Raw genomic sequence first — 19132 nt, forward strand, 5'->3', positions numbered from 1 at the left:
AATAGCAAAAAATTAATCCTATCCAAATACTATGAATTGTGCTAAACTTAAAATCAATTTCAAAGACTGGCCAAAAGAAGCCTTCCAAATGCTTTACGCGAAGGCTGTTTTACCGGCCGCGCCATCATCAATCATCAAAGGCCAGGCGAACTTCCGGTTGCGGACGGAGGTTTTGCCGGGGAGCCTTAAGAATACTAAGGGGTGCTAAAAAGAGATGAACACATTATGGGTTATTGTCAACGTGATCGTCATGCTTGCCTTGATCGGCCTGCTGATTTGGATGCAGAAGAAGCATATATCGTTCACAAAACGCGTATTTACGGGCCTTGGCCTCGGCGTCGTGTTCGGCGTCGTTTTGCAGTTGATTTTCGGCGTCGACTCCAAGGTCATCACCAAATCGGTAGACTGGTTTAACCTGGCGGGTTACGGCTATGTCGGCCTGCTGCAAATGGTGGTCATTCCGCTGATCATGGTTTCGATCATTTCCGCCATCATGAATTTGAAGGGCAGACAAAATCTCGGCAAAATGAGCGGGTCGATCATCGCCGTGCTGCTGATTACCGTAGCCATCGCAGCCGCAGTTAGTATTGCGACCAGCCTTACCTTCAACCTGAAGGCTATCGATATCAAGGCTGGAGACCGCGAGGCGCAGCAGGGACAGAAGCTGGAGCAGAAGCTCGGGGATGTCCAGGATAAAACGATTCCGCAGCAAATTCTCGAATTCGTTCCGACCAATCCGTTTGCCGACATGACGGGCGCCCGCCGTTCGTCCACACTGGCCGTCGTCATTTTCTCCGCCTTTATCGGCGTAGCCGTGCTGGGCATTGACCGCAAAAAGCCGGAGCAGGCGGCAACCTTCCGCAAAATGGTTGAAGCGGTCTACGCGGTGGTGCTCAGGATCGTAACGCTCGTATTGAGGCTGACGCCATACGGTATTTTGGCCTTGATTACGAAGACGGTGGCAACGACCAACGTCGACGAGATCCTGAAGCTGATCAAATTTGTTGGAGCATCGTACGTCGCTTTGATCATTATGTTTATTATTCATTTGATCATCATCGCTCTTTTCGGATTCAATCCGGTGCAATACGTTAAAAAGGTGCTGCCGACGCTGACCTTTGCGTTTACTTCCCGTTCGAGCGCGGCTACGATTCCGCTGAACGTGGAGACGCAAACGAAAAAGCTGGGCGTATCCGAAGGGATCGCCAACCTGTCCGCAACCTTCGGCGCCACGATCGGGCAAAACGGCTGCGCCGGCATCTATCCGGCCATGCTGGCCTGCATGATCGCGCCGACGGTCGGCATCGATCCGATGAGCTGGAGCTTTATCGTACAGCTGATTCTGATCGTCGTCATCAGTTCCTTTGGTGTTGCCGGCGTAGGCGGCGGGGCGACGTTCGCTTCCCTGATCGTCTTGTCCACGATGAACCTGCCGGTTGCGCTTGCCGGTCTGTTGATCTCGGTTGAACCGCTGATCGACATGGGCCGTACGGCGCTGAACGTCAACGACTCGATGGTTGCCGGGCTGGTGTCCAGCAAAATTTTGAAAGAAAACGACCATGACGTGTTCAAAAACGACGTAGAGCTCGACAACGCCGTTCAAGCGTAAAGCTTGGACCATGAAAAACGTTCTTCTCTCGGGATTTGCGGGCATTTCGATCCTGGTTTCGCGCTTGGCCGCGGCAGGATCTCTCTCTAGGATTTGCCTGCAACATCCCAAACCATAGATGCTTTGGAGCTTCGGCGGCCGCCGGGGCTCTTTTTTTAGGTTTACGGCGGATGGGCAAAAATATTTTTCCGAAAATAAACATAGCCACAAGGGGACGAATTATGTTACATTAGAACATGTTTTTGGGCGGGACAGCCTGCCCGGAAACCGCGGTTCGAAACCATCCCGCGTAATCAAAACTAGGAGGAAAACCTGATGTTCAACTTGCTTTGGGGTATCGTGTACGTACTCGTCAATTTTTCGCTATATTTGCTGTGTTATCGACTGTTCGGCAAAAAAGGCTTGTATGCCTGGATCGGCGTCGCAACCGTCGTGGCCAACATTCAGGTGACGAAAACGATCGAAATGTTCGGCATCGCCATGACGCTGGGCAATACGATGTATGTCAGCCTGTACATGACCAGCGACCTGCTGAACGAAAAATACGGCCGGCAGGAAGCGCGAAAGGCCGTCTGGTTCGGTTTTTTCACCTTGATTATCACGACCGTGCTGATGCAGATGGCTTTGTATTTCAAGCCGATGGGCGGAGCGGACGACGAAATGCAGAAGGCGCTGCAAAACATTTTCGGCCTGATGCCGCGTCTGGCGCTTGGAAGCTTGACCGCATATTTCGTGAGCCAGTTCCTGGACGTAAAGCTGTACAGCTGGATCCGCAAGTTTTACGGCAAACGCCATCAGTTCTGGATTCGCAACAACGGCAGCACGATGATCAGTTCGCTGGTGGATACGCTCGTCTTTTGCGTGATCGCTTTTGCGGGACGGGAAGGTTTTACGTGGACCGTATGGCTGGAAGTGTTCCTGACGACGTACATCATCAAGTTCATTTTGACAGCCGTTGGAACGCCGTTTTTGTACATTGCCCGCGATTTCAAGTTTGCCGATGAGGAGGATGGCGCAAGCCGTCCGGCGCAGTCATAGTTTACGGCATGTTTTTTCATGAACGGTCTATCGCTCAGCTATGCTGAGATGTTCGTATAAACACCAAAAAACCGGAAGCAGCATCCGAAGAGGATGAGGCATTCCGGTTTTTTTGTTTTCGCGTGATGGTTGTGTTGAAAGTCCGGTGTCAGCCTTCGAGGACGATCAATTCTTTCGGGTAGGATGTCAGCACTTCCGCGCCGTTGTCCGTCACAAAAATGTCGTCTTCGATCCGCACGCCGCCAAGGCCTGCGACATAGACGCCCGGTTCGACGGTGAACACCATGCCCGGCTGCACAAGATCGGCGTTGTTGCCATGCACGGAAGGATATTCATGCACATCCATGCCGAGGCCGTGGCCGAGGCGATGCAGGAAATACGGGCCGTAGCCGGCTTTTTCGATCGCATCCCGGGCCGCTTTGTCCACCGATGCGAGCGTCACGCCCGGTTTGATGGCCTGAATGCCGTGCAGGTTGGCTTCCAATACGGCGTTGTAAATCTTTTTCAGTTCAAGGGAGATCTCTCCCACCGCAAACGTGCGGGTAATGTCGGACGCGTATCCGTCAGCGTATACTCCCATATCGAACATCAGCAGGTCGCCGTGCTGGATTTTGCGGTCTCCCGGCGTGCCGTGCGGCAACGCGGTTTTCGGTCCGGACAAGACCATCGTATCGAAGGAAGGCCCCTGCGCGCCGAGTTTCTTCATTAGATATTCCAGCTCGGCGACGATTTCGATTTCGGTGACGCCGGTTTTGACGCTTTTCAGCCCTTGGCGCAGCACTTCCTCGATCAGGTCCATCGCATGTTTCATCCGTTTGATCTCTTCCGGCGATTTGTTGACGCGCATGCTGCGGAGCAGCGGGCCGATATCCGCGTATTGCTTGGCCGAAACGGCTGCGGACAGCTCTTCGTAACGGGCCACGGTCAGCTGTTCCTTCTCGATGCCAAGCGTGCCGATGCTTCCTTTAAACTGCCGCTGCAGCAGCTCATACGGATTGTCCGTATCGTTGTGGGTCACGATGTTTTTGACGCTGGAGGCGGCGTTCGCCGCTTCGGCGTCCAGGGCCGGCACGATCAGCATCGGCTCTTCGCCGCGCACGAGCAGCAGGCCGAGAAAACGTTCATGCGGATCGCTCGCAAATCCGGTCAAATAGTAGACATGTTTGGGATCGGTCACCAGCAGGCTGTCCAGTCCCTTTTCATTCATGGATTGCTCCAATTGCTCGATACGACTGCTCATGTTCAGGTCTTCCTTTCTAATCCCTATGGGTTCTCGTTCTTGCCTCGCCTTCAGCGAAAAAGAAAAGCGTTAGAGGTTTCACCCTAATTCGCCTTCAAAACGCCCGCGTAAACGCGGGCTGTCTTCCGTGGGAGGACATCATAGACGTTGTTTTCATTATAGCACTAAACACGCCCAATGAAGCTTTTCATTAGAAGCGATGAACCAGCTGTCGGCAGCCAAGCGGGAGAACCCGGGATTTCAAGAATGATTTTGCATTGGCTTGTACGGTAACCGCATCGGACTGCGGAATTTTTAGTCTTCGGTTTCTTCCAATGTTTTGAGCAGCTCGGCGAGCCGTGCGGAAGGGTTCCGATCGTATAATCCGCCGTGATAACAGAAAATGCCGTTCAGCGTCAAATCGGTCAGCTTGTGCATGCTGCGTATGGCTTCTTTCATGTCCGGGGTGAAAAATCCTTCCGGAGGTCCCGCCAAATCCCCGTCAACGACACGCAGCTCGTCCGCGGCCAGCAGCAGCTTCTCTTCCGGAAGGTAGAGGCAGACATGTCCCGGCGTATGGCCCGGCGTGTGGATGACGCGCATTCCGCCGTGAATGTCGAGCATTTCGCCGTCCTCGAGCACGCGGGAAATTCGGATGGAAGGCAGCTTCTCAAAAAGAGCACGGATGGCGGACTGCGCCGCCTCGGGCATTTGCACAATGCGTTCGTCCGTCATTTTGATGATGCGTTTTTCGCCTGTGATGTACGGTATGTCATCGGCATGCGCCCACACCTCGATATTCGGATTTGCTGCGATCAGCGCGGGCAAATTGCCGACATGGTCCACATCCTGATGCGTCAAAATGATCCGTTGGATATCTGAAAGCCGGAGTCCGGCTTCGCGAACCGCTTTTTCCATCTGCTCCATTTGCCCCATCATGCCGGTGTCCACCAGCGTAGCTCCATGTTTATCGTCCCATAGCAAAACAGGCTGATAGGCCGGCTCGGCGGCGCCCGGTTGGTTGTACAATTCAACGGATACGATCTGTTGTCCAAGTTTCATGCGATTTCCGGATAAATATCCGGTGCACCTCCTTTGGTATGCTGTTCTCTTTCATTATAATGCGGCGGAATGGAAAAGAAAAAACGCCGGCCGTCGATCCGTGATCCGGCGGGCAGGCGTTGAAGCGCGTTGTAGATATCGGTGAAAAAAAGGTGGGGGCTTTCGGGCCGGTCGGTTGCCGTTTTCGCGTATAAAATCCCGGGCTTCCCCCCGTCAATGACACTTGATCAAGGATTGGCGGATGCTTGCGTGCCGTGATACACGATCTGTCCGCCGTAATGGCCGGTGTAGTAAACCAGCACGAGTCCGGCCAGGGACAAGATCATCACCAGCGGCGAAGCCCAGCGCATGCCTGCAGCGAAACGGCGCCGGACCCCGGGCAGCCGAAACAAGATTTTGACAGCCAGCAGGAGGCCGTAGACGATGAGGGTATAAAATGCGATATTTTCGTGTTTATGGATCATGTCCCGGGTAGCCCCGAATACGCTGATGGCGTAACGTTCGCCTCCATCCCCGGTCATATAAGCCGCGATTCCGCTGAGGAATCCCAATCCGAGAAGGATGTCCGCGGTCCGGTCGAACAGCCGGGGGCGCCATATGGCAAAGAGCTGCATAACGGCTGCAAGAAACAGCAAGGCGATGGGAAAGTGAACGATTAATGGATGAAGAGGCGTAGTCATCGGTTTTCCTCCCTGAAATAGGTTCATAGTTCCTGCTCCATTGTATAAAGAACGGATTAAAATTCCATGAGAAGCCGGCGCAGCATCAAAAATGATTGATTTCCTCCAGCCGGCATGTTTAATTACAGTTAGGGAGAAAAAGGAAGAGACGAACGGCAGGCATGGTCATTTGGAGCGAAAAAGAGACGGGAGGAATGAAGCGGTGGACAAATTGATCGTCGTGACCGGAGCCAATTCCGGCATGGGTCTGGCTTCCACGATTGCGCTCGCGAAGCAGGGCGCGGAAGTCGTCATGGCATGCCGCCATGAACGGCGGGGCCAGGAAGCGCTGGCGGAGGCCATCCGGCAAAGCGGTTCGGATCGCATTCATCTGATGCTTTGCGACTTGGGCCGTTTGGACGGCATCCGGGAATTCGCCCGGACGTTTCGGGAGCGCCACGGCAAGCTTGACGTGCTTCTCAACAATGCCGGCGTGGTAATGCTCAAACGGAAGGAGACGGCCGACGGCTTCGAAATGGACCTGGGGGTCAACCACTTGGGCCATTTTCTGCTGACGAACCTGCTGTTGGAGCCGCTGCTGGCGGCTGAGCAGGGGAGAGTCGTGACGGTGGCCTCCGGCGCGTATAAGGCGGGAAAAATCCATTTCGACGATCCGTTCCTGACGCGCGGTTTCAATCCGGCCAAAGCCTACGGGCAATCGAAGCTGGCGAACATTTTGTTCACGAAGGAGCTTGCTTCGCGCCTGGAAGGCACCCGTGTCACCGCGAACTGTTTGCATCCGGGAGCGGTCGGAACCCAAATCGGCGTCAACCGCGATACCGGGTTCGGCAAAACGGTGCTGGCGATGATGAAGCCATTTTTTCTAACCCCGGAACAAGGCGCCGAGACGGCGGTGTATCTCGCTTCCGATCCGGAAGCGGGGCAGGTTACCGGGCAATATTTTTACAAGAAAAAACCGCAAAAACTGGCGGCCCGAGCCGAAAACATGGAGGATGCCAAACGCTTGTGGGCATGGAGCTGCAGTCAGGTGGGGATCGCGGATGAACCTATTGATCGTCTCCTAGGAAAATGATTCGTATCACATAAAAGCGGGCATCTGTCGATGTAATCACTAAGAACTTAACGCATGTCGTAAATGCGATAAACGAAAAAGGAGAACGCGATGAATCCAAACGATAACCTTGAGCGCGAGGATCAGCCTGTAAGCGGCGAGATAAGGGGCGGACCGCAGGCATCCGTTCGGACGGATGACCTCCGGGGGCTGGGCGGGTGGTTGGTGCTTGTGCAAATTAACATGTATTATTCGCTTCTGCTGCTTTCCGATTATTTCTTTCGGAATTTGCTTCCGATCTATTCTCCTGAGACTTGGAATTCATTGACATCTCCGAACGGAGAATATTACAACCCGCATGCCAAGCGGCTGTTTATGCTGGAAACCCTGTCTACGGCTGTTTTGCTGGGCCTGCTCGTCGTCGCTTTTGTCCTGCTGTACCGGAAAAAGGCGGCGTTTCCATGGATCTTGATTTGTTATTTTGTGCTTTCCGTGATGTTTGATCTGGGCACGAATATGGTGTTTGACCGTTTTTTGACGTATGAAGACTTGAGCGGAGCCGAGAGGGACCAGTACATGCAAAATGGGCAAATCATTCGGCGGTTTGTGTTTTCTGTCGTGTGGGTGGCGTATTTGCTCCGGTCCAAACGGGTGAAAAATACGTTCGTTCATTGATCTCGGATGGCTCCATCTTGGCAGGGCGTCCCTAAATCTGCCGTATAGCGCGCCCGCCGTTCTTCCTATACAATAGATATCAAAATCTATCGGACTCGCGCGAGGAGGACTATCTACAGCATGACATGGGACAACTATACGATCGAAGATGCCGCACCTGAAGATTTGCCGGACATCGTCGCCATTTACAACTCTACGATCGCTGGAAGGAAAGTAACCGCGGATTTGGAGCCGGTAACGGTGGAAAGCCGCCGGCGCTGGTTTGAGGAGCATAACAGCCATCACCGCCCGCTGTGGGTCATGAAATCGGAGGGGAAGACGGTCGCCTGGCTGAGCTTTCAATCCTTTTATGGACGGGCGGCTTACAATGCGACGGCGGAAATCAGCATTTATGTTTCGGAGGACTGCCGGGGCAAGGGTGTGGGCGGCATTTTGCTGGAAAAAGCATTTGAGGCCTGTCCGCGTCTTGGGCTGAAACGGCTGGTCGGCTTCGTGTTCGGCCATAATGATCCGAGCTTGAAGCTGCTGCGTAAATACGGTTTTGAGAATTGGGGATTGCTGCCCGGCGTAGCCGAGCTGGACGGCATCGAGCGCGATCTCGTGATCGTCGGGAAAAAGGTTGAGGCCTAAGGCTCGAAGTGGCAGGTTAGAACACGCAAAGAACGATTGCCGGGAATTTTGGTCGGCTCAAAAACGCCGGGTTTTTCGGTGATTATGACCCGCATGGCTTCATCCAAATGGATAGGAGAATCAACGGTATTCGCATCGCCGCCGGATAAATGAAAAAAGCGGATCCATCTGTTTTTTCGGACAGAATCGGGTCGGCTTTTTGTGTTTTTCGGGCGAAGCTCGCGACTAGTTCCAAAATGATGTAAAAATAGTGTTTACACCGTTATACAAGCACTGGCATACTATACTCAACCGGGATGTTCCCGGCCGCTTTTTGCGCAAGAAATTATTATGGGTACATAAGGAGGAACATGATGATGAAGCGTTTCAAATGGGGACTGGCCGCCGCGCTGTCCTTGCTTTTGGTGGTGCTTGCAGGATGCCAAGCCGTTGGCGGCGTGGATGTCTCCAAAGCTGCGCTGAGCACGCTGGATGTCAAATCGGCGATGTCCAAACAAACGTTGTCCCTGCAGCTGGTTCCGGCAGACGGCAAGCTGAGCGAAGAGGACAAAAAAGCCATCGATCTGCTGAATTCCTTGTCCGTTACGATTGACCAAGCCATCATGCAGGACATGAACCACGTATCTATGGAAGGAGCCGTTCAGCTCCAAGGCAAAAAGCTTCCTTTCCATCTCGCCATTGACGATAAGAAGATGGACCTGTCCGTCGAAGGCATGACGCAGCCGATTTCTGTATCGCTCGTTCCGGAGGAATTGGATCCTTCCTTTGCGGTTCCGCAAATGAACAACGAAAGCGTCATCCAAATGTACAAGGACATGCTCGGTTTTCTGCTGAAGCATACGCCGAATCCGTCCTCGATTTCGATCGCGCCCGTAACCGATAAAGTGAACGGGGAGTCGTTATCCCTGCAAAAGCTGCACATCGAAATCCGCGGCGATGAGCTCGCCGGCCTTGCCAAGGGCTTCCTGACCAGCTTGTCTCAGGACAAAGACGGCCTCAAACAGTTGATCACCCGTCTGTACGACACATATTATCCGATCATTGCCGCTTACTACGCCGGCGTTCCGGGAATGGAAACGGCTGCGCCAACCAGCGCGGAGAAGGAAAAAGAAATCGCTGCCGTAGCGGATGAACTCATCGGTGCGGTAAACAAGCTGCTGCCTGACTTCGATAAAAACGTAAAAGCGCTGTTCGAGGGAACGCCTGAGCTGCGTACGATTTTGGGCAAAGACACCGTGCTTTCGCTCGACTACCTGCTCGACAGCAAGCTGAACATCCGCAAGCAAAACATGGACCTGACCGTGCAGCTTCCGGCGAATGATGACGTTCCGATCAAGCAGGTGAAGGTGCATTCCGAGGCGGAAACGTGGAAAATCAATGAGCCTGTGACCATCCATGAAGTGGACGGCTCCAAAGGTTTCTGGAACGTGGCTCCGGGCGAAGGAACGCCGGGCGAGATGCTGCGCCATCTGGACAGCAAGTCGGACCTGTACCGTTTCATGAAGGATGACATGAAGATTACCCACAAATCGTTCGACATGTATGCGGAAGATGATCCGACAACCATGTTAGTGCCGGGATACGAGCCGGTCATCGTGAACAACACGTTGATGGTGCCGGTAAAACACGTCGCAAACCAGCTGGATGCAAAATTGTCGTGGGACAAAGCGACCAAGCAAATCACGCTCACGGAAGACCTTACCGGTGCCAAAATCGTCCTGAAAGTAGGCTCCAAGCAAGCATCCATCAACGGCACCGCCGAGGTGCTTGCCCAGCCCGTGCAAAACTTCGATGGCTCCAACTACGTGCCGATGCGTTTCATCACCAAAGCACTGGGAGCGCAAGGGCATTGGGATGCGAAAGGGAAGGTTTTGACGATTGAGAGGGATTAAGCGGGGCTTAGCTTGGGTGCTTGATCGTACAGGCAGACAAGGGACGGAGTGAATGTAAGTCGTAATTCCGTCTGGGCCCGGCCCGCATGAGAAAAGAACCGAAGAGCCCGCCTGTTGCCTCTGAGGTATAAAAAGGGATTTCAAAAAGAAATTTTCCGAAAGAATCGGAGACGGTTGCGAAACCGTCTCTTTTTTCATTCTTGGAGAAGCGCATCTGTAGGTAAGGAGAACATATTTGAGGGAGGGACAAACCGTGGATGTAAAACGTATTGAAGTGCAAAATGTCTACGAAGGGCGACTATGGCTGACTCTTTCTCCCGAGAAGGATTGGATTCGGCGAATACGTAACGTTCCGAAACGAAAATGGCATCCAGATCTAAAGCAGTGGAGCTTTCGATGAAAATACCATTGGAATGTTTGTAGAGTAATTTACGGATTGTCCCGTTCATGTGAAAGAGGTGATGGGGAGTGAGTATCCGCAATTAAGAAGATTATCTCCTTATGGAAACCGTTGGCGTAAAAGACACACAGAAGCCATGAAATTAAAAGGATATAGCAGAAATACGGAAAAAATCATATTTAGGGCATTGGGAAAGATGCATGCAGCGTACGGAAAGCAGCTTGGAATTCATGCGTGCAGAGGATGTGCGAAAGTACTTGCTTGAGCTTCTAGGTCAATATCACTCTCACACTTATGTGAACCAGGCGATCAGTGCTTTAAGTTTCTGGTTTAAGGAAGTAGAGAAGCGAAACGATTTTCCGAAAGTATGGGCGCGGCCGAGACGGGAAAAGAAGCTACCCGCCGTTCTATCGGCACCGGAAGTATCCACGCTTCTTAAAAGTGTTCTTAATTTAAAGCATAAAGCCATTTTAACCCTAATTTATTCGGGCAGGACTGCGGATCAGCGAGGCTGTGTATTTGAAGGTCCGTGATCTGGATGTAGAGCGTGGCATCATTCATATACGCCAGTCAAAAGGAAGAAAGGACCGATATACGGTTTGTCACCGACGGCATACAAGCTCCTGAAGCAGTATATCCGAATAGAAGAGCCTGAAACCTGGCTTTTTCCTGGGCGAAGCAAAAACAGTCCGATCACCACGAGAACGATTCAACATGTATTTGAAAAAATAAAACAAAAAGCAGGCATTCAAAAGCCCGCGACTGTTCATACGCTGAGACATTCTTTTGCTACCCATCTCTTGGAGGCAGGTACAGACATAAGATACATTCAAGAATTACTAGGCCATACGAGTTCCAAGACTACTGAGATCTACACTCATGTGAGCATTAGAGATATCCGTCGCATCCAAAGTCCTTTGGACCGAATGCAAGAATGAATTGAATATACTGGAAACTTCGCATAACATTATAATATATGGATTTAATGCGAATGTCGTAATATTTCGAGAAAGGGGAGGGATTACGACATTCGCAGAATAAGAGTTATACGAAATTTCTGGTTAATATTTAAAACTTCAAGGAGAGAATCTTAATGAATGAAGAACTAATCGAAGTAGTTATTGATGACTCTATTATTAGCTCAAATAATCTCTTTAAGATAATTGAGCCTTTATGGTGGAGCGTAAATATATATGAAAGTGAAGAACAGTATTATAAAGACTTATCAAACTTTACTAAACCACAACAATATGTGTTTGCAATTCAATGGTATTTATCTGAAGTAAATAATGGTGGACATGATCAATTTTATTACAATTCTACGGGTATAATTTGGGAAGAAGTTATGAATGGATTTAAAGAGATAGAATTTAATGAGTTATATGAATTGATAAAGGAATCAATAAGTAGACTCGGAGGTTCTCCTTCTAAGGTAAGAGAAGTTAGACAAGATCAACTTGATAAATATGAACCCGATTTTGAAGATCTTGATATGGAATTTTACAAATTAGAAAGTAGATTGGAAGCACATCTTATGAAATATATTAAAGACCATCAAAGAGATTTCTATTTTAAAGGATTTGTTCCAGTGCCAAAAGAATTTAGATAAGATTGTGGTAGTAACTCGAAGAAGTCAGAAACTTCGCATAACATCATATCCACGCTTCGGAGCCTGACGGTTCCTCGGTCCGCCCGAAGGGGATTGGCAGGGAAGCAGAATCAGGCGGACACATCCGCACCGACTAACCGCATCGCGGCCGGCTGCTGGCGCAGCCTTAAGTCGGTGGGACGTCGTGGATATAGGAACGTTATATGAAACCAGCGCAAACATATATCTGAACAACCTTGAATTTACATATAAACTAAATCCAAAGAGGAGAATGAACATGGAATTAGAAGTCACAAAGATGGAACTTACAATGAAAGATATTTCTGGATCTTCATTTAAGGATGTTAAAGCTCAAGGATTAGATTATGATAATGTTAATTTATCAAAGACCAAGATAAATAACGCTAACATGCGTGGGATGACAATGAATGACATCAATGCAGCTGAAATTACAATTACCAATGCTAACTTGTCAGGCACTTCAATCCAACATGCAAATATGAGCAATATGATGATCGATCATGTTCACCTTTTCGGAACTGAATTTGTCAATATTGTATTGCCCCAAGAATCTGATGGTAATTATGACCCGCAAGGGAGTTATAAGCCAATAAAATTTAACAATTGTGATCTAACTAATATGGAAATTAATAATTGCAATATTTCTGGACTCAAGATAAATGGAATTCTTATTGAAGAATTGTTAAATAGGAAGTAATAGATTCTTAAGAGTCTCGAAGATGGCGCTGGCAACATATAACACAATATTCACGCTTCGGGCCATTCGGCCCTCGGTCCGCCAGATGCATCTCGATGAAGCAACTCAGAGGACACATCGATCCCCCTAAGATAGGAGCTATCTAAGGGGGATCGACGTCGTGAATACGGGAACGTTATATGAAATTACTAACAGACACCATTACAGACCTTATATAAATAAAAATAATCAACAAAACCTATAAAAGCGTTATAAAATGAGTTATACTGAGGTAAGAATAAATAAGGATCCGTGCGGGAACACGACTCCAAAGCACAATAACTGCATAAAGAGCAGTCGGCCACAGGACTTAGGTCGAGAAGTAGACCGTTACCTTAGCGAGGGCGGTCTATTTCTTTTTCATGTAGGTGAGCAATGCCAAAATGAACATGCCGAACATGAACATTAAGGAAAGTGCATCTTTGATCTCCATGGGCATCACCTCCCTTCTGGGAGATTAGCCGACCGCCCTTATAGCCGTATATTGTACTGGAAAATTATAACATATAAAACATGATGAAATATCATTGAAATACTATAAATAACTAGAATACATAGGAAACAAATATATTTATCTAAACCGTATATGGAATGTAAATACAGAGAAGGCAGTAACATCACTTAACAATGCATCTATGCTGCGGGGCATTCGGCCCCTTGGTTGTCAGAAGCAAGCTCATAGGGGCAAATTCAGACAACACACGACCCGGCCTAAGATAAGAGCTATCTAAGGCCGGGTCGCGTCATAGATGTGGGAACGTTAGACGAAAGGGCCTGATGTCCCTTGGTCTGCAGAGGCTATTCGAAGAAACGGAATCAGCAGACAACCCTACACTGGCAAAGTCCATCGGACCCCCGGGGCTGGTGCCCCTTAAGCCAGTAAGGGTTCGTGAATACAACAACGTTATATAAAATCGCGCACAAGATGTTAAAGACAGTGTACTTACAATATAAATAAGTATTTAAGGAGTGATCAAATGCTAGATACTGCATGGGATTTGGAGATAAAGATGATAATACCATTTCATTCATTGATATTTTACCCAGATGATTACAAGGATGAGTATGTAGAAGAACCGACTTTTGAAAAGCTGAGAAAAATATTAAATATTGACATGAACGTTTCTGAAATAATTGAAGAGATACGTATTAATCGAGGTAACATTAACTCAGAGATTTCCATCTACTATTCTGAGAAAACATACAAAAATTTTATTATCATAGACTCAGAGATGGACCCTACAGACCAATTGGATCTAATAACAATATGTATTAGGTGTACAGCATCTCTTGGGGGAGTTGTTAGAAATTACGCCCATGATTTTTATACTAATTGTTGTGAGTATAATATTATTTACTCTGAGGGGAATTATGTAGTTGAAAATCTCTATAAGATAGATTTTAGTTTATATGGTCAAACTAGTGAGCAAGAATATAAAAATAATATAATAAAGAAAAGTATAAAGTTCTTCAAATCTGGGGAATTATTAAGACATTTCATTTTTAAAAATAAATTAACTAATTGTTTGTAGATATAGCAAAGATGGCGCGACTCTACATAACACAGCATTCACGCATCGGGGCTATCGCCCCTCGGTTATCTGAAGTATAATCGTGGGAGAAGCTCGAACAATAAACGCCCCAGCCTAAGATAAGAGCTATCTAAGGCTAGGGCGTTTCGTGAATACAAGAACGTTATAGGAAATCGGGGTAAAGACAATAAATAATAGACAAGGAAGAATAATATGAAACATATAATGATTTTAATTTTTTTTATATTGTGTATTACCTTAGGTGGATGTGTCAGTAAAGAAGCAACATCAGTTTTTGTCAATTACCAAGTAGATCAACCTTCAGATACAGACTTAGAAGAGACCATTAGTAATTACTTCAAAAATTTTGATGACGTTAGAAAGTGGAGAAATTACTCAACAGATGAATTTATTAAAAGAGCATACGCTTGGTGTAGTAGCGATTACTCAGAAGAAAAATCACTAGAAGAGATGATCCAGATATATTACAAAATTAATAAAAAAAGTCTAAAGTTAAAGTCTGCTCAGGTGAATAACATATCAGAAGTAAGTGAAGAGGAAGTCATAATTGACGTAATAAGAATATGGGAGAATGACGAGCAGGATGAAACGACATATACAATTTTGAAAGAAAGTGGAGAATGGAAGGTAGATAACAGAAATTGAATGTATTTCAGGAAGTCCCCGACATCCTATAACACTATATCTACGCTGCGGGCTTTGCCCTTTGTTCGCAAGAAGAGGTAGGCAAGGAGGCTGATTCAACTCACAACCGAACCTAACTGCGCAAGTGCAGCCGGCGACTCCGTCGCCTTAAGGTTCTCGGGATCGCGAATGCAACAAAGTTAACTGAAATGCCCTAATGATTGTAAACCAATCTATGAAGACCAAAGATAGTTCAACAAGAAGCAAACCAATACTTGAGACGTTATTTTAAATATAGAAAGATCGATTCCGTATCTTGAAACTCATTGCTTGTAAGGGTTACCTAGATACGGTTTTTGTCGTTTGAAGGAATGTAGCAAGATAAGGTTGAATTCCTTTTAGGAAGATATTAGATTTTTGGATGAAGGCGTATCTGATAAGGGACTGACTAGACGAAATTTGAAATGGCAGAAAGCAAACATTAGGTGATAAAAGTTGAAGCGTCCATACGTCAAAATTAATGTATATACATGTTCAATGCGGCAAGCTCCGTCTTTGGCATCCTGCCTATGACTTGGGCGGGAACAATTGCCGCAAATGCTGTGATTGTTCTTGTTTCAATTGTAACCGTTGTGATATACGACAAAAAGAGCAGGCGAATAGTATAAGTATTTTCTCCATTATGCCTTAGTCCAACAATGTGAATGTACAACTTGCAGATTTACTCGCAAATCGGGCCGTTACGCCTATCCAGCCAGTCAATGGACGAGTGGTATTTTGCTGACGCAAAATCTCCATATATAGTTTGGTTCATTATTATTTTTTTAGAAGACTTACAATAGGGAGAACCACATTGAAGAAAATACTAAGTAAAACAGGCCCATTAACAGTATGTGTCATCCTACTTATCGCAATCATTACTACTATAGCGTGTTGGGATGAACTTGGAAGTTTGGTAAGGACAGGGGATTATGATAATACGGATAATATGGTGGAAACCATAATGGCTAAATCAGCGATTCCAGGGGTGGCTATGGTAGTATCAGAGCAGGGCAAGACAGAATATAAGAATTACGGGTATGCGGATGTTAATAATAAGAAGAGGGTGACTGAGGAGTCATTATTTGAATTGGGATCGACTACAAAGGCATTTACGGCTTTGGCCGTTATTTTATTAGAAAATGAGGGCTACTTATCTCTTTCAGATTGTATTACAGATTATATTCCATCGTTTGAGCCAACCATTAAGGGTAAGAAAGTTAATATTACGATTCATCAGTTGTTAGCTCATACAAGTGGAATTCCACCGTGGAGTATTCGGTTAATTCCTGAAGGTACCACGGATGATATGCTTGAAAAAACGATACATAATGTGTCAGGCATTGCATTAGATACGTATCCCGGGACAGCATATAATTATGCTACAGTTAATTATGATATTTTAGCGATGATTATTGAAAAAGTTACAGGCAAACGTTATCAGGATTACATGACTGAAAACATACTGGTTCCTTTAGGAATGACTGATAGTTATTTTTCAACAGGTCAGGAAAAGGAATCTGATAAACTTACCAAAGGATATCGTGTATTTTTTGGAAAAAGCTTAGAATATGATGCCCCTAGATATTATGGGAATATCGCTGCAGGATATTTGGTAACGAATTCAAAAGATTTAGAACGCTGGATTAATGCCCAAATGGGGATAGGCGATATGCCAGATCATTTATTGAAAGCGATACAACAATCTCATCAAGTCGACATCAAAACGGCGGGATACGAAGATGAAAATCAATACTATTCATTCGGATGGAGTATTGATACGGAAAATAGAGTTGTTAGTCATAATGGATCTAATCCTAATTACTCCTCACAGGTTCTTATTGATTTAGAAAAGCAGCAGGCCATATTTGTTCTGGCTAATTTGAATTCAACTGCACCATCGCTTATTGCTAATAACATATATGAGAATATGAATGGAAGTCACATGAATAAATTTAATTATGATGACGTGTATCTATTAATTGATTTGGTATTTTCATTCTTAGTGATAATAGCCGTCGTTATCTTATGTGTCCAAGTAATTAAAATCTTTAGAGGAATAAAACTAAATATTAAAGATGAAAAGACAAGATTCAGAAAAATGACAGGAAGTAGTATCACTCTAATCTTAAGCATTATGCTTTTGGTATTGGTAATGATCTTGCCTTTTCTATTAGACAATAATTATTTAATGGTATGGGTGTGGATGTCGTATTCAGTATTTATTTGGATGGGTCTTACTTCTATCAATTGTATTTTATCGATAATAATTAATATTAAAAAAATCGGAATTATTAGAAGCAATTTATAAAAAAATTAGAGGTGAAATGTGAAAATCACATACGATTGTTTGTCTGTTCTTGATCTCTCAAATCTTTAAAGAAGAATAGGTATATTTCGAAGAAGGCGCTGACATCTGATAACACAGCATACCTACAGCGGGCATTCGCCCTTGAGCGCTAAGAAGGATTTCCAAGGAGTTTATTCAAGCGATACATTCAATCAGCAAAGTAAGACGACACGTTTCCTACGGTCACTTAAGCTGCTTAATCGTCAGGGATGTCAAACGTTATGCGCTATTACCGGTAAATATTAAAGATAATATTTAAGGAGATAATTTATGAAAGATAAGATACTCTTATTATTTTTTATTACGATAATGTTTTCATCTTGTCAAAATATTAGTCAATCGACTACCTTGAACAGCAAAACTAAATCAATAATGAATTCTGAACGGCCTCCTGATGTAGTGAGTACAGGTAATGGAATAGAATCGAAAGAAATAACTGAAGGTCGATCAGATCCATCTAACAATGAAGTGTTATCCATGAGCATTGGGAACTATGATTTGAAAGGAGAATTTTATGATGAAATGCTTCGAAATCCTATAGATCATGATTATGAAGTCGAATTAAATGAATTAATAAATTCCAAAGAGAATAATACAACATTGGGATGGGGGGCGTTGGAAGGCAAATATACCGAGATTTGGGATAAAGAGTTGAATCAAATATATAAAAAGCTTCTTTCTAAGTTGGATAGAGAACCAAGAGAAGCACTAATTGAATCGCAGAAAGAATGGTTACAGTATCACTTAAAGGAAACAAAATTTGCAGAGAAGACATTTATTAATAATGGTTACCTTGGATCACGAGGATCGGTAAGCCTAGCTACGGTTATACGGGAGAGAATAAGGGAAAGAACAATGCAATTATTTGAATACCGATATTTGCTAGATGGTGAAGTTGAGTTTTTATACCAAAGCCAAAAATAGAGTTGGAATCTTGATCAAAGGTTTTAAGTGATGCTTCGAAGACAGTAACGGCGCATAACAATGTATTCACGCTGCAGGGCTACCACCCCTTGGGTGTCAGATGTATAGAAGGAGATTCAAGGCGGCGATTTCAGTAGCAGGGAAGCATATTCAGCCGGACACACCAGCACCACCTAGCCGCATCGCTGCCGGCTCCTTTGGAGCCTTAAGGTGGTGGGGCGTCGTGAACACAAGAACGTTATACGCAATTACTGCGGGAATATAATAGAGATCAAAAAGAATTGGCATCATGATATTCAGAAAGTAAAAACCAATTGGAGAGTGATAATCATGGAAGCAAAGAAAGTAAGATTACCGTCATTCATAGTTGTAGGATTTAGGATTGAAGCAAACCTAGACGAATTAGAATCTGGCATTGGGAAGAATACATATGATTCATTGATATCGAGGAAAGACGAAATTCTCCTCAAGAAGAATGAGAATATGATTTTCATGCAGATTTATCCAATGAAATCTGGGTTTAATCCAAGGATCGATCGTTTTACCCAAATATTCTGTTATGAGGTCAATGAAGTTGACTCAGTTCCATCAGGGATGGTAAGCCATCAAGTAGCTGAATGCAACTACGTAACATATACACATAAAGGTCTCGAATCCGAGTTGGGAAGATCATATGATTATCTATATGGACAATGGATGCGCGAACATGGACATGAACCGATAGGATATGACTTTGAAGTTTGGGATGACAGGTATAAACCTGAAAGTTCAGATAATGAGATCGATATGTACGTTGCATTAGGATAAATTATTAGCAAATTCTTCGATAAAGGCAGTAGTAACTGCGTATAACTCTGCATTCACGCTGGGGGACTTACGCCCCTCGGTCGTCAGGTGTATAATCATGGAAGATGGCTCAGACGACACACGAGCCGGCCTAAGATAGGAGCTGTCTAAGGCCGGCTCGCGTCGTGAATGCGGGCACGTTATACGCAATTGCTGGAAACCGCTAAATAAATT

General features: G+C 46.0%; 18 protein-coding genes and 2 pseudogenes. 16 read left to right on the forward strand and 4 right to left on the reverse strand.

The window, feature by feature from the left end; translation table 11 throughout:
- The first annotated feature begins 214 nt into the window (after nt 1–214).
- Both RJP21_RS21445 and RJP21_RS21450 read left to right on the forward strand, forming a co-directional pair.
- On the forward strand, nt 215–1609 hold the full coding sequence (locus RJP21_RS21445; protein WP_310861103.1) for an L-cystine transporter: 1395 nt from the start codon (nt 215–217) through the stop codon (nt 1607–1609).
- Nucleotides 1610–1924: 315 nt separating this feature from the next.
- Complete coding sequence (locus RJP21_RS21450; RefSeq protein ID WP_160042703.1) at nt 1925–2647, forward strand: queuosine precursor transporter; 723 nt, start codon at nt 1925–1927, stop codon at nt 2645–2647.
- A 148-nt stretch (nt 2648–2795) separates the two neighbouring features.
- Here the strand turns inward: RJP21_RS21450 and RJP21_RS21455 are convergent, their stop codons facing one another.
- The 3 genes from RJP21_RS21455 to RJP21_RS21465 all read right to left on the reverse strand — a co-directional run bounded on the left by RJP21_RS21455 (nt 2796) and on the right by RJP21_RS21465 (nt 5608).
- Nucleotides 2796–3887: a M24 family metallopeptidase gene (locus RJP21_RS21455; protein WP_310861104.1), complete on the reverse strand. Its 1092-nt coding sequence runs from the start codon at nt 3885–3887 to the stop codon at nt 2796–2798.
- A gap of 294 nt (nt 3888–4181) precedes the next feature.
- Nucleotides 4182–4928 (reverse strand): MBL fold metallo-hydrolase, encoded by a 747-nt coding sequence (locus tag RJP21_RS21460; protein WP_310861105.1) that lies wholly within the window; start codon nt 4926–4928, stop codon nt 4182–4184.
- A gap of 227 nt (nt 4929–5155) precedes the next feature.
- Nucleotides 5156–5608 (reverse strand): DUF2231 domain-containing protein, encoded by a 453-nt coding sequence (locus RJP21_RS21465; protein ID WP_310861106.1) that lies wholly within the window; start codon nt 5606–5608, stop codon nt 5156–5158.
- 202 nt (nt 5609–5810) lie between these two features.
- On the opposite strand from RJP21_RS21465, the gene RJP21_RS21470 reads away from it, so the two are divergent.
- From RJP21_RS21470 to RJP21_RS21505, 8 genes and pseudogenes are all read left to right on the forward strand, one after another.
- Nucleotides 5811–6680, forward strand: a complete 870-nt coding sequence (locus tag RJP21_RS21470) for an SDR family oxidoreductase (RefSeq protein WP_310861107.1) — start codon at nt 5811–5813, stop codon at nt 6678–6680.
- 90 nt (nt 6681–6770) lie between these two features.
- Nucleotides 6771–7334 (forward strand): DUF2569 domain-containing protein, encoded by a 564-nt coding sequence (locus RJP21_RS21475; protein WP_310861108.1) that lies wholly within the window; start codon nt 6771–6773, stop codon nt 7332–7334.
- Between the two features lie 120 nt (nt 7335–7454).
- Nucleotides 7455–7964, forward strand: a complete 510-nt coding sequence (locus RJP21_RS21480) for a GNAT family N-acetyltransferase (RefSeq protein WP_310861109.1) — start codon at nt 7455–7457, stop codon at nt 7962–7964.
- Nucleotides 7965–8320: 356 nt separating this feature from the next.
- Complete coding sequence (locus tag RJP21_RS21485; RefSeq protein WP_310861110.1) at nt 8321–9856, forward strand: copper amine oxidase N-terminal domain-containing protein; 1536 nt, start codon at nt 8321–8323, stop codon at nt 9854–9856.
- Nucleotides 9857–10456: 600 nt separating this feature from the next.
- Entirely contained in the window at nt 10457–10789 is a 333-nt protein-coding gene (locus RJP21_RS21490) for a hypothetical protein (protein WP_310861155.1), read from the forward strand.
- A pseudogene (locus tag RJP21_RS21495) lies at nt 10770–11194 on the forward strand (tyrosine-type recombinase/integrase). The gene RJP21_RS21490 and the pseudogene RJP21_RS21495 overlap by 20 nt, the downstream one beginning before the upstream one ends.
- A 155-nt stretch (nt 11195–11349) precedes the next feature.
- Nucleotides 11350–11865, forward strand: a complete 516-nt coding sequence (locus RJP21_RS21500; RefSeq protein WP_310861111.1) for a DMP19 family protein — start codon at nt 11350–11352, stop codon at nt 11863–11865.
- 277 nt (nt 11866–12142) lie between these two features.
- Nucleotides 12143–12583, forward strand: coding sequence for a pentapeptide repeat-containing protein (locus tag RJP21_RS21505; protein WP_310861112.1), 441 nt, complete (start codon nt 12143–12145; stop codon nt 12581–12583).
- 388 nt (nt 12584–12971) lie between these two features.
- Here the strand turns inward: RJP21_RS21505 and RJP21_RS21510 are convergent, their stop codons facing one another.
- Nucleotides 12972–13055 carry a putative holin-like toxin gene (locus tag RJP21_RS21510; protein ID WP_310861154.1) on the reverse strand — a complete coding sequence of 28 codons (84 nt, stop codon included), beginning with the start codon at nt 13053–13055 and terminating at the stop codon, nt 12972–12974.
- A 544-nt stretch (nt 13056–13599) separates the two neighbouring features.
- Here RJP21_RS21510 and RJP21_RS21515 point away from each other — a divergent pair.
- The 6 genes and pseudogenes from RJP21_RS21515 (at nt 13600) to RJP21_RS21540 (ending at nt 18919) form a co-directional block, all read left to right on the forward strand.
- Nucleotides 13600–14154 (forward strand): hypothetical protein, encoded by a 555-nt coding sequence (locus RJP21_RS21515; protein WP_310861113.1) that lies wholly within the window; start codon nt 13600–13602, stop codon nt 14152–14154.
- Between the two features lie 213 nt (nt 14155–14367).
- Nucleotides 14368–14820, forward strand: a complete 453-nt coding sequence (locus RJP21_RS21520; protein ID WP_310861114.1) for a hypothetical protein — start codon at nt 14368–14370, stop codon at nt 14818–14820.
- Nucleotides 14821–15329: 509 nt separating this feature from the next.
- Nucleotides 15330–15467, forward strand: a pseudogene (locus tag RJP21_RS21525) (CPBP family intramembrane glutamic endopeptidase); the annotation flags it as partial.
- Nucleotides 15468–15652: 185 nt separating this feature from the next.
- Nucleotides 15653–17149, forward strand: coding sequence for a serine hydrolase domain-containing protein (locus RJP21_RS21530; RefSeq protein WP_310861115.1), 1497 nt, complete (start codon nt 15653–15655; stop codon nt 17147–17149).
- Nucleotides 17150–17458: 309 nt separating this feature from the next.
- On the forward strand, nt 17459–18112 hold the full coding sequence (locus tag RJP21_RS21535; RefSeq protein ID WP_310861116.1) for a lysozyme inhibitor LprI family protein: 654 nt from the start codon (nt 17459–17461) through the stop codon (nt 18110–18112).
- A gap of 330 nt (nt 18113–18442) precedes the next feature.
- On the forward strand, nt 18443–18919 hold the full coding sequence (locus tag RJP21_RS21540; RefSeq protein ID WP_310861117.1) for a GyrI-like domain-containing protein: 477 nt from the start codon (nt 18443–18445) through the stop codon (nt 18917–18919).
- Nucleotides 18920–19132: the final 213 nt, after the last annotated feature.

It is taken from the genome of Paenibacillus sp. VCA1 (assembly GCF_031583795.1).
GTDB classification, from domain to species: domain Bacteria; phylum Bacillota; class Bacilli; order Paenibacillales; family Paenibacillaceae; genus Paenibacillus_AQ; species Paenibacillus_AQ albilobatus.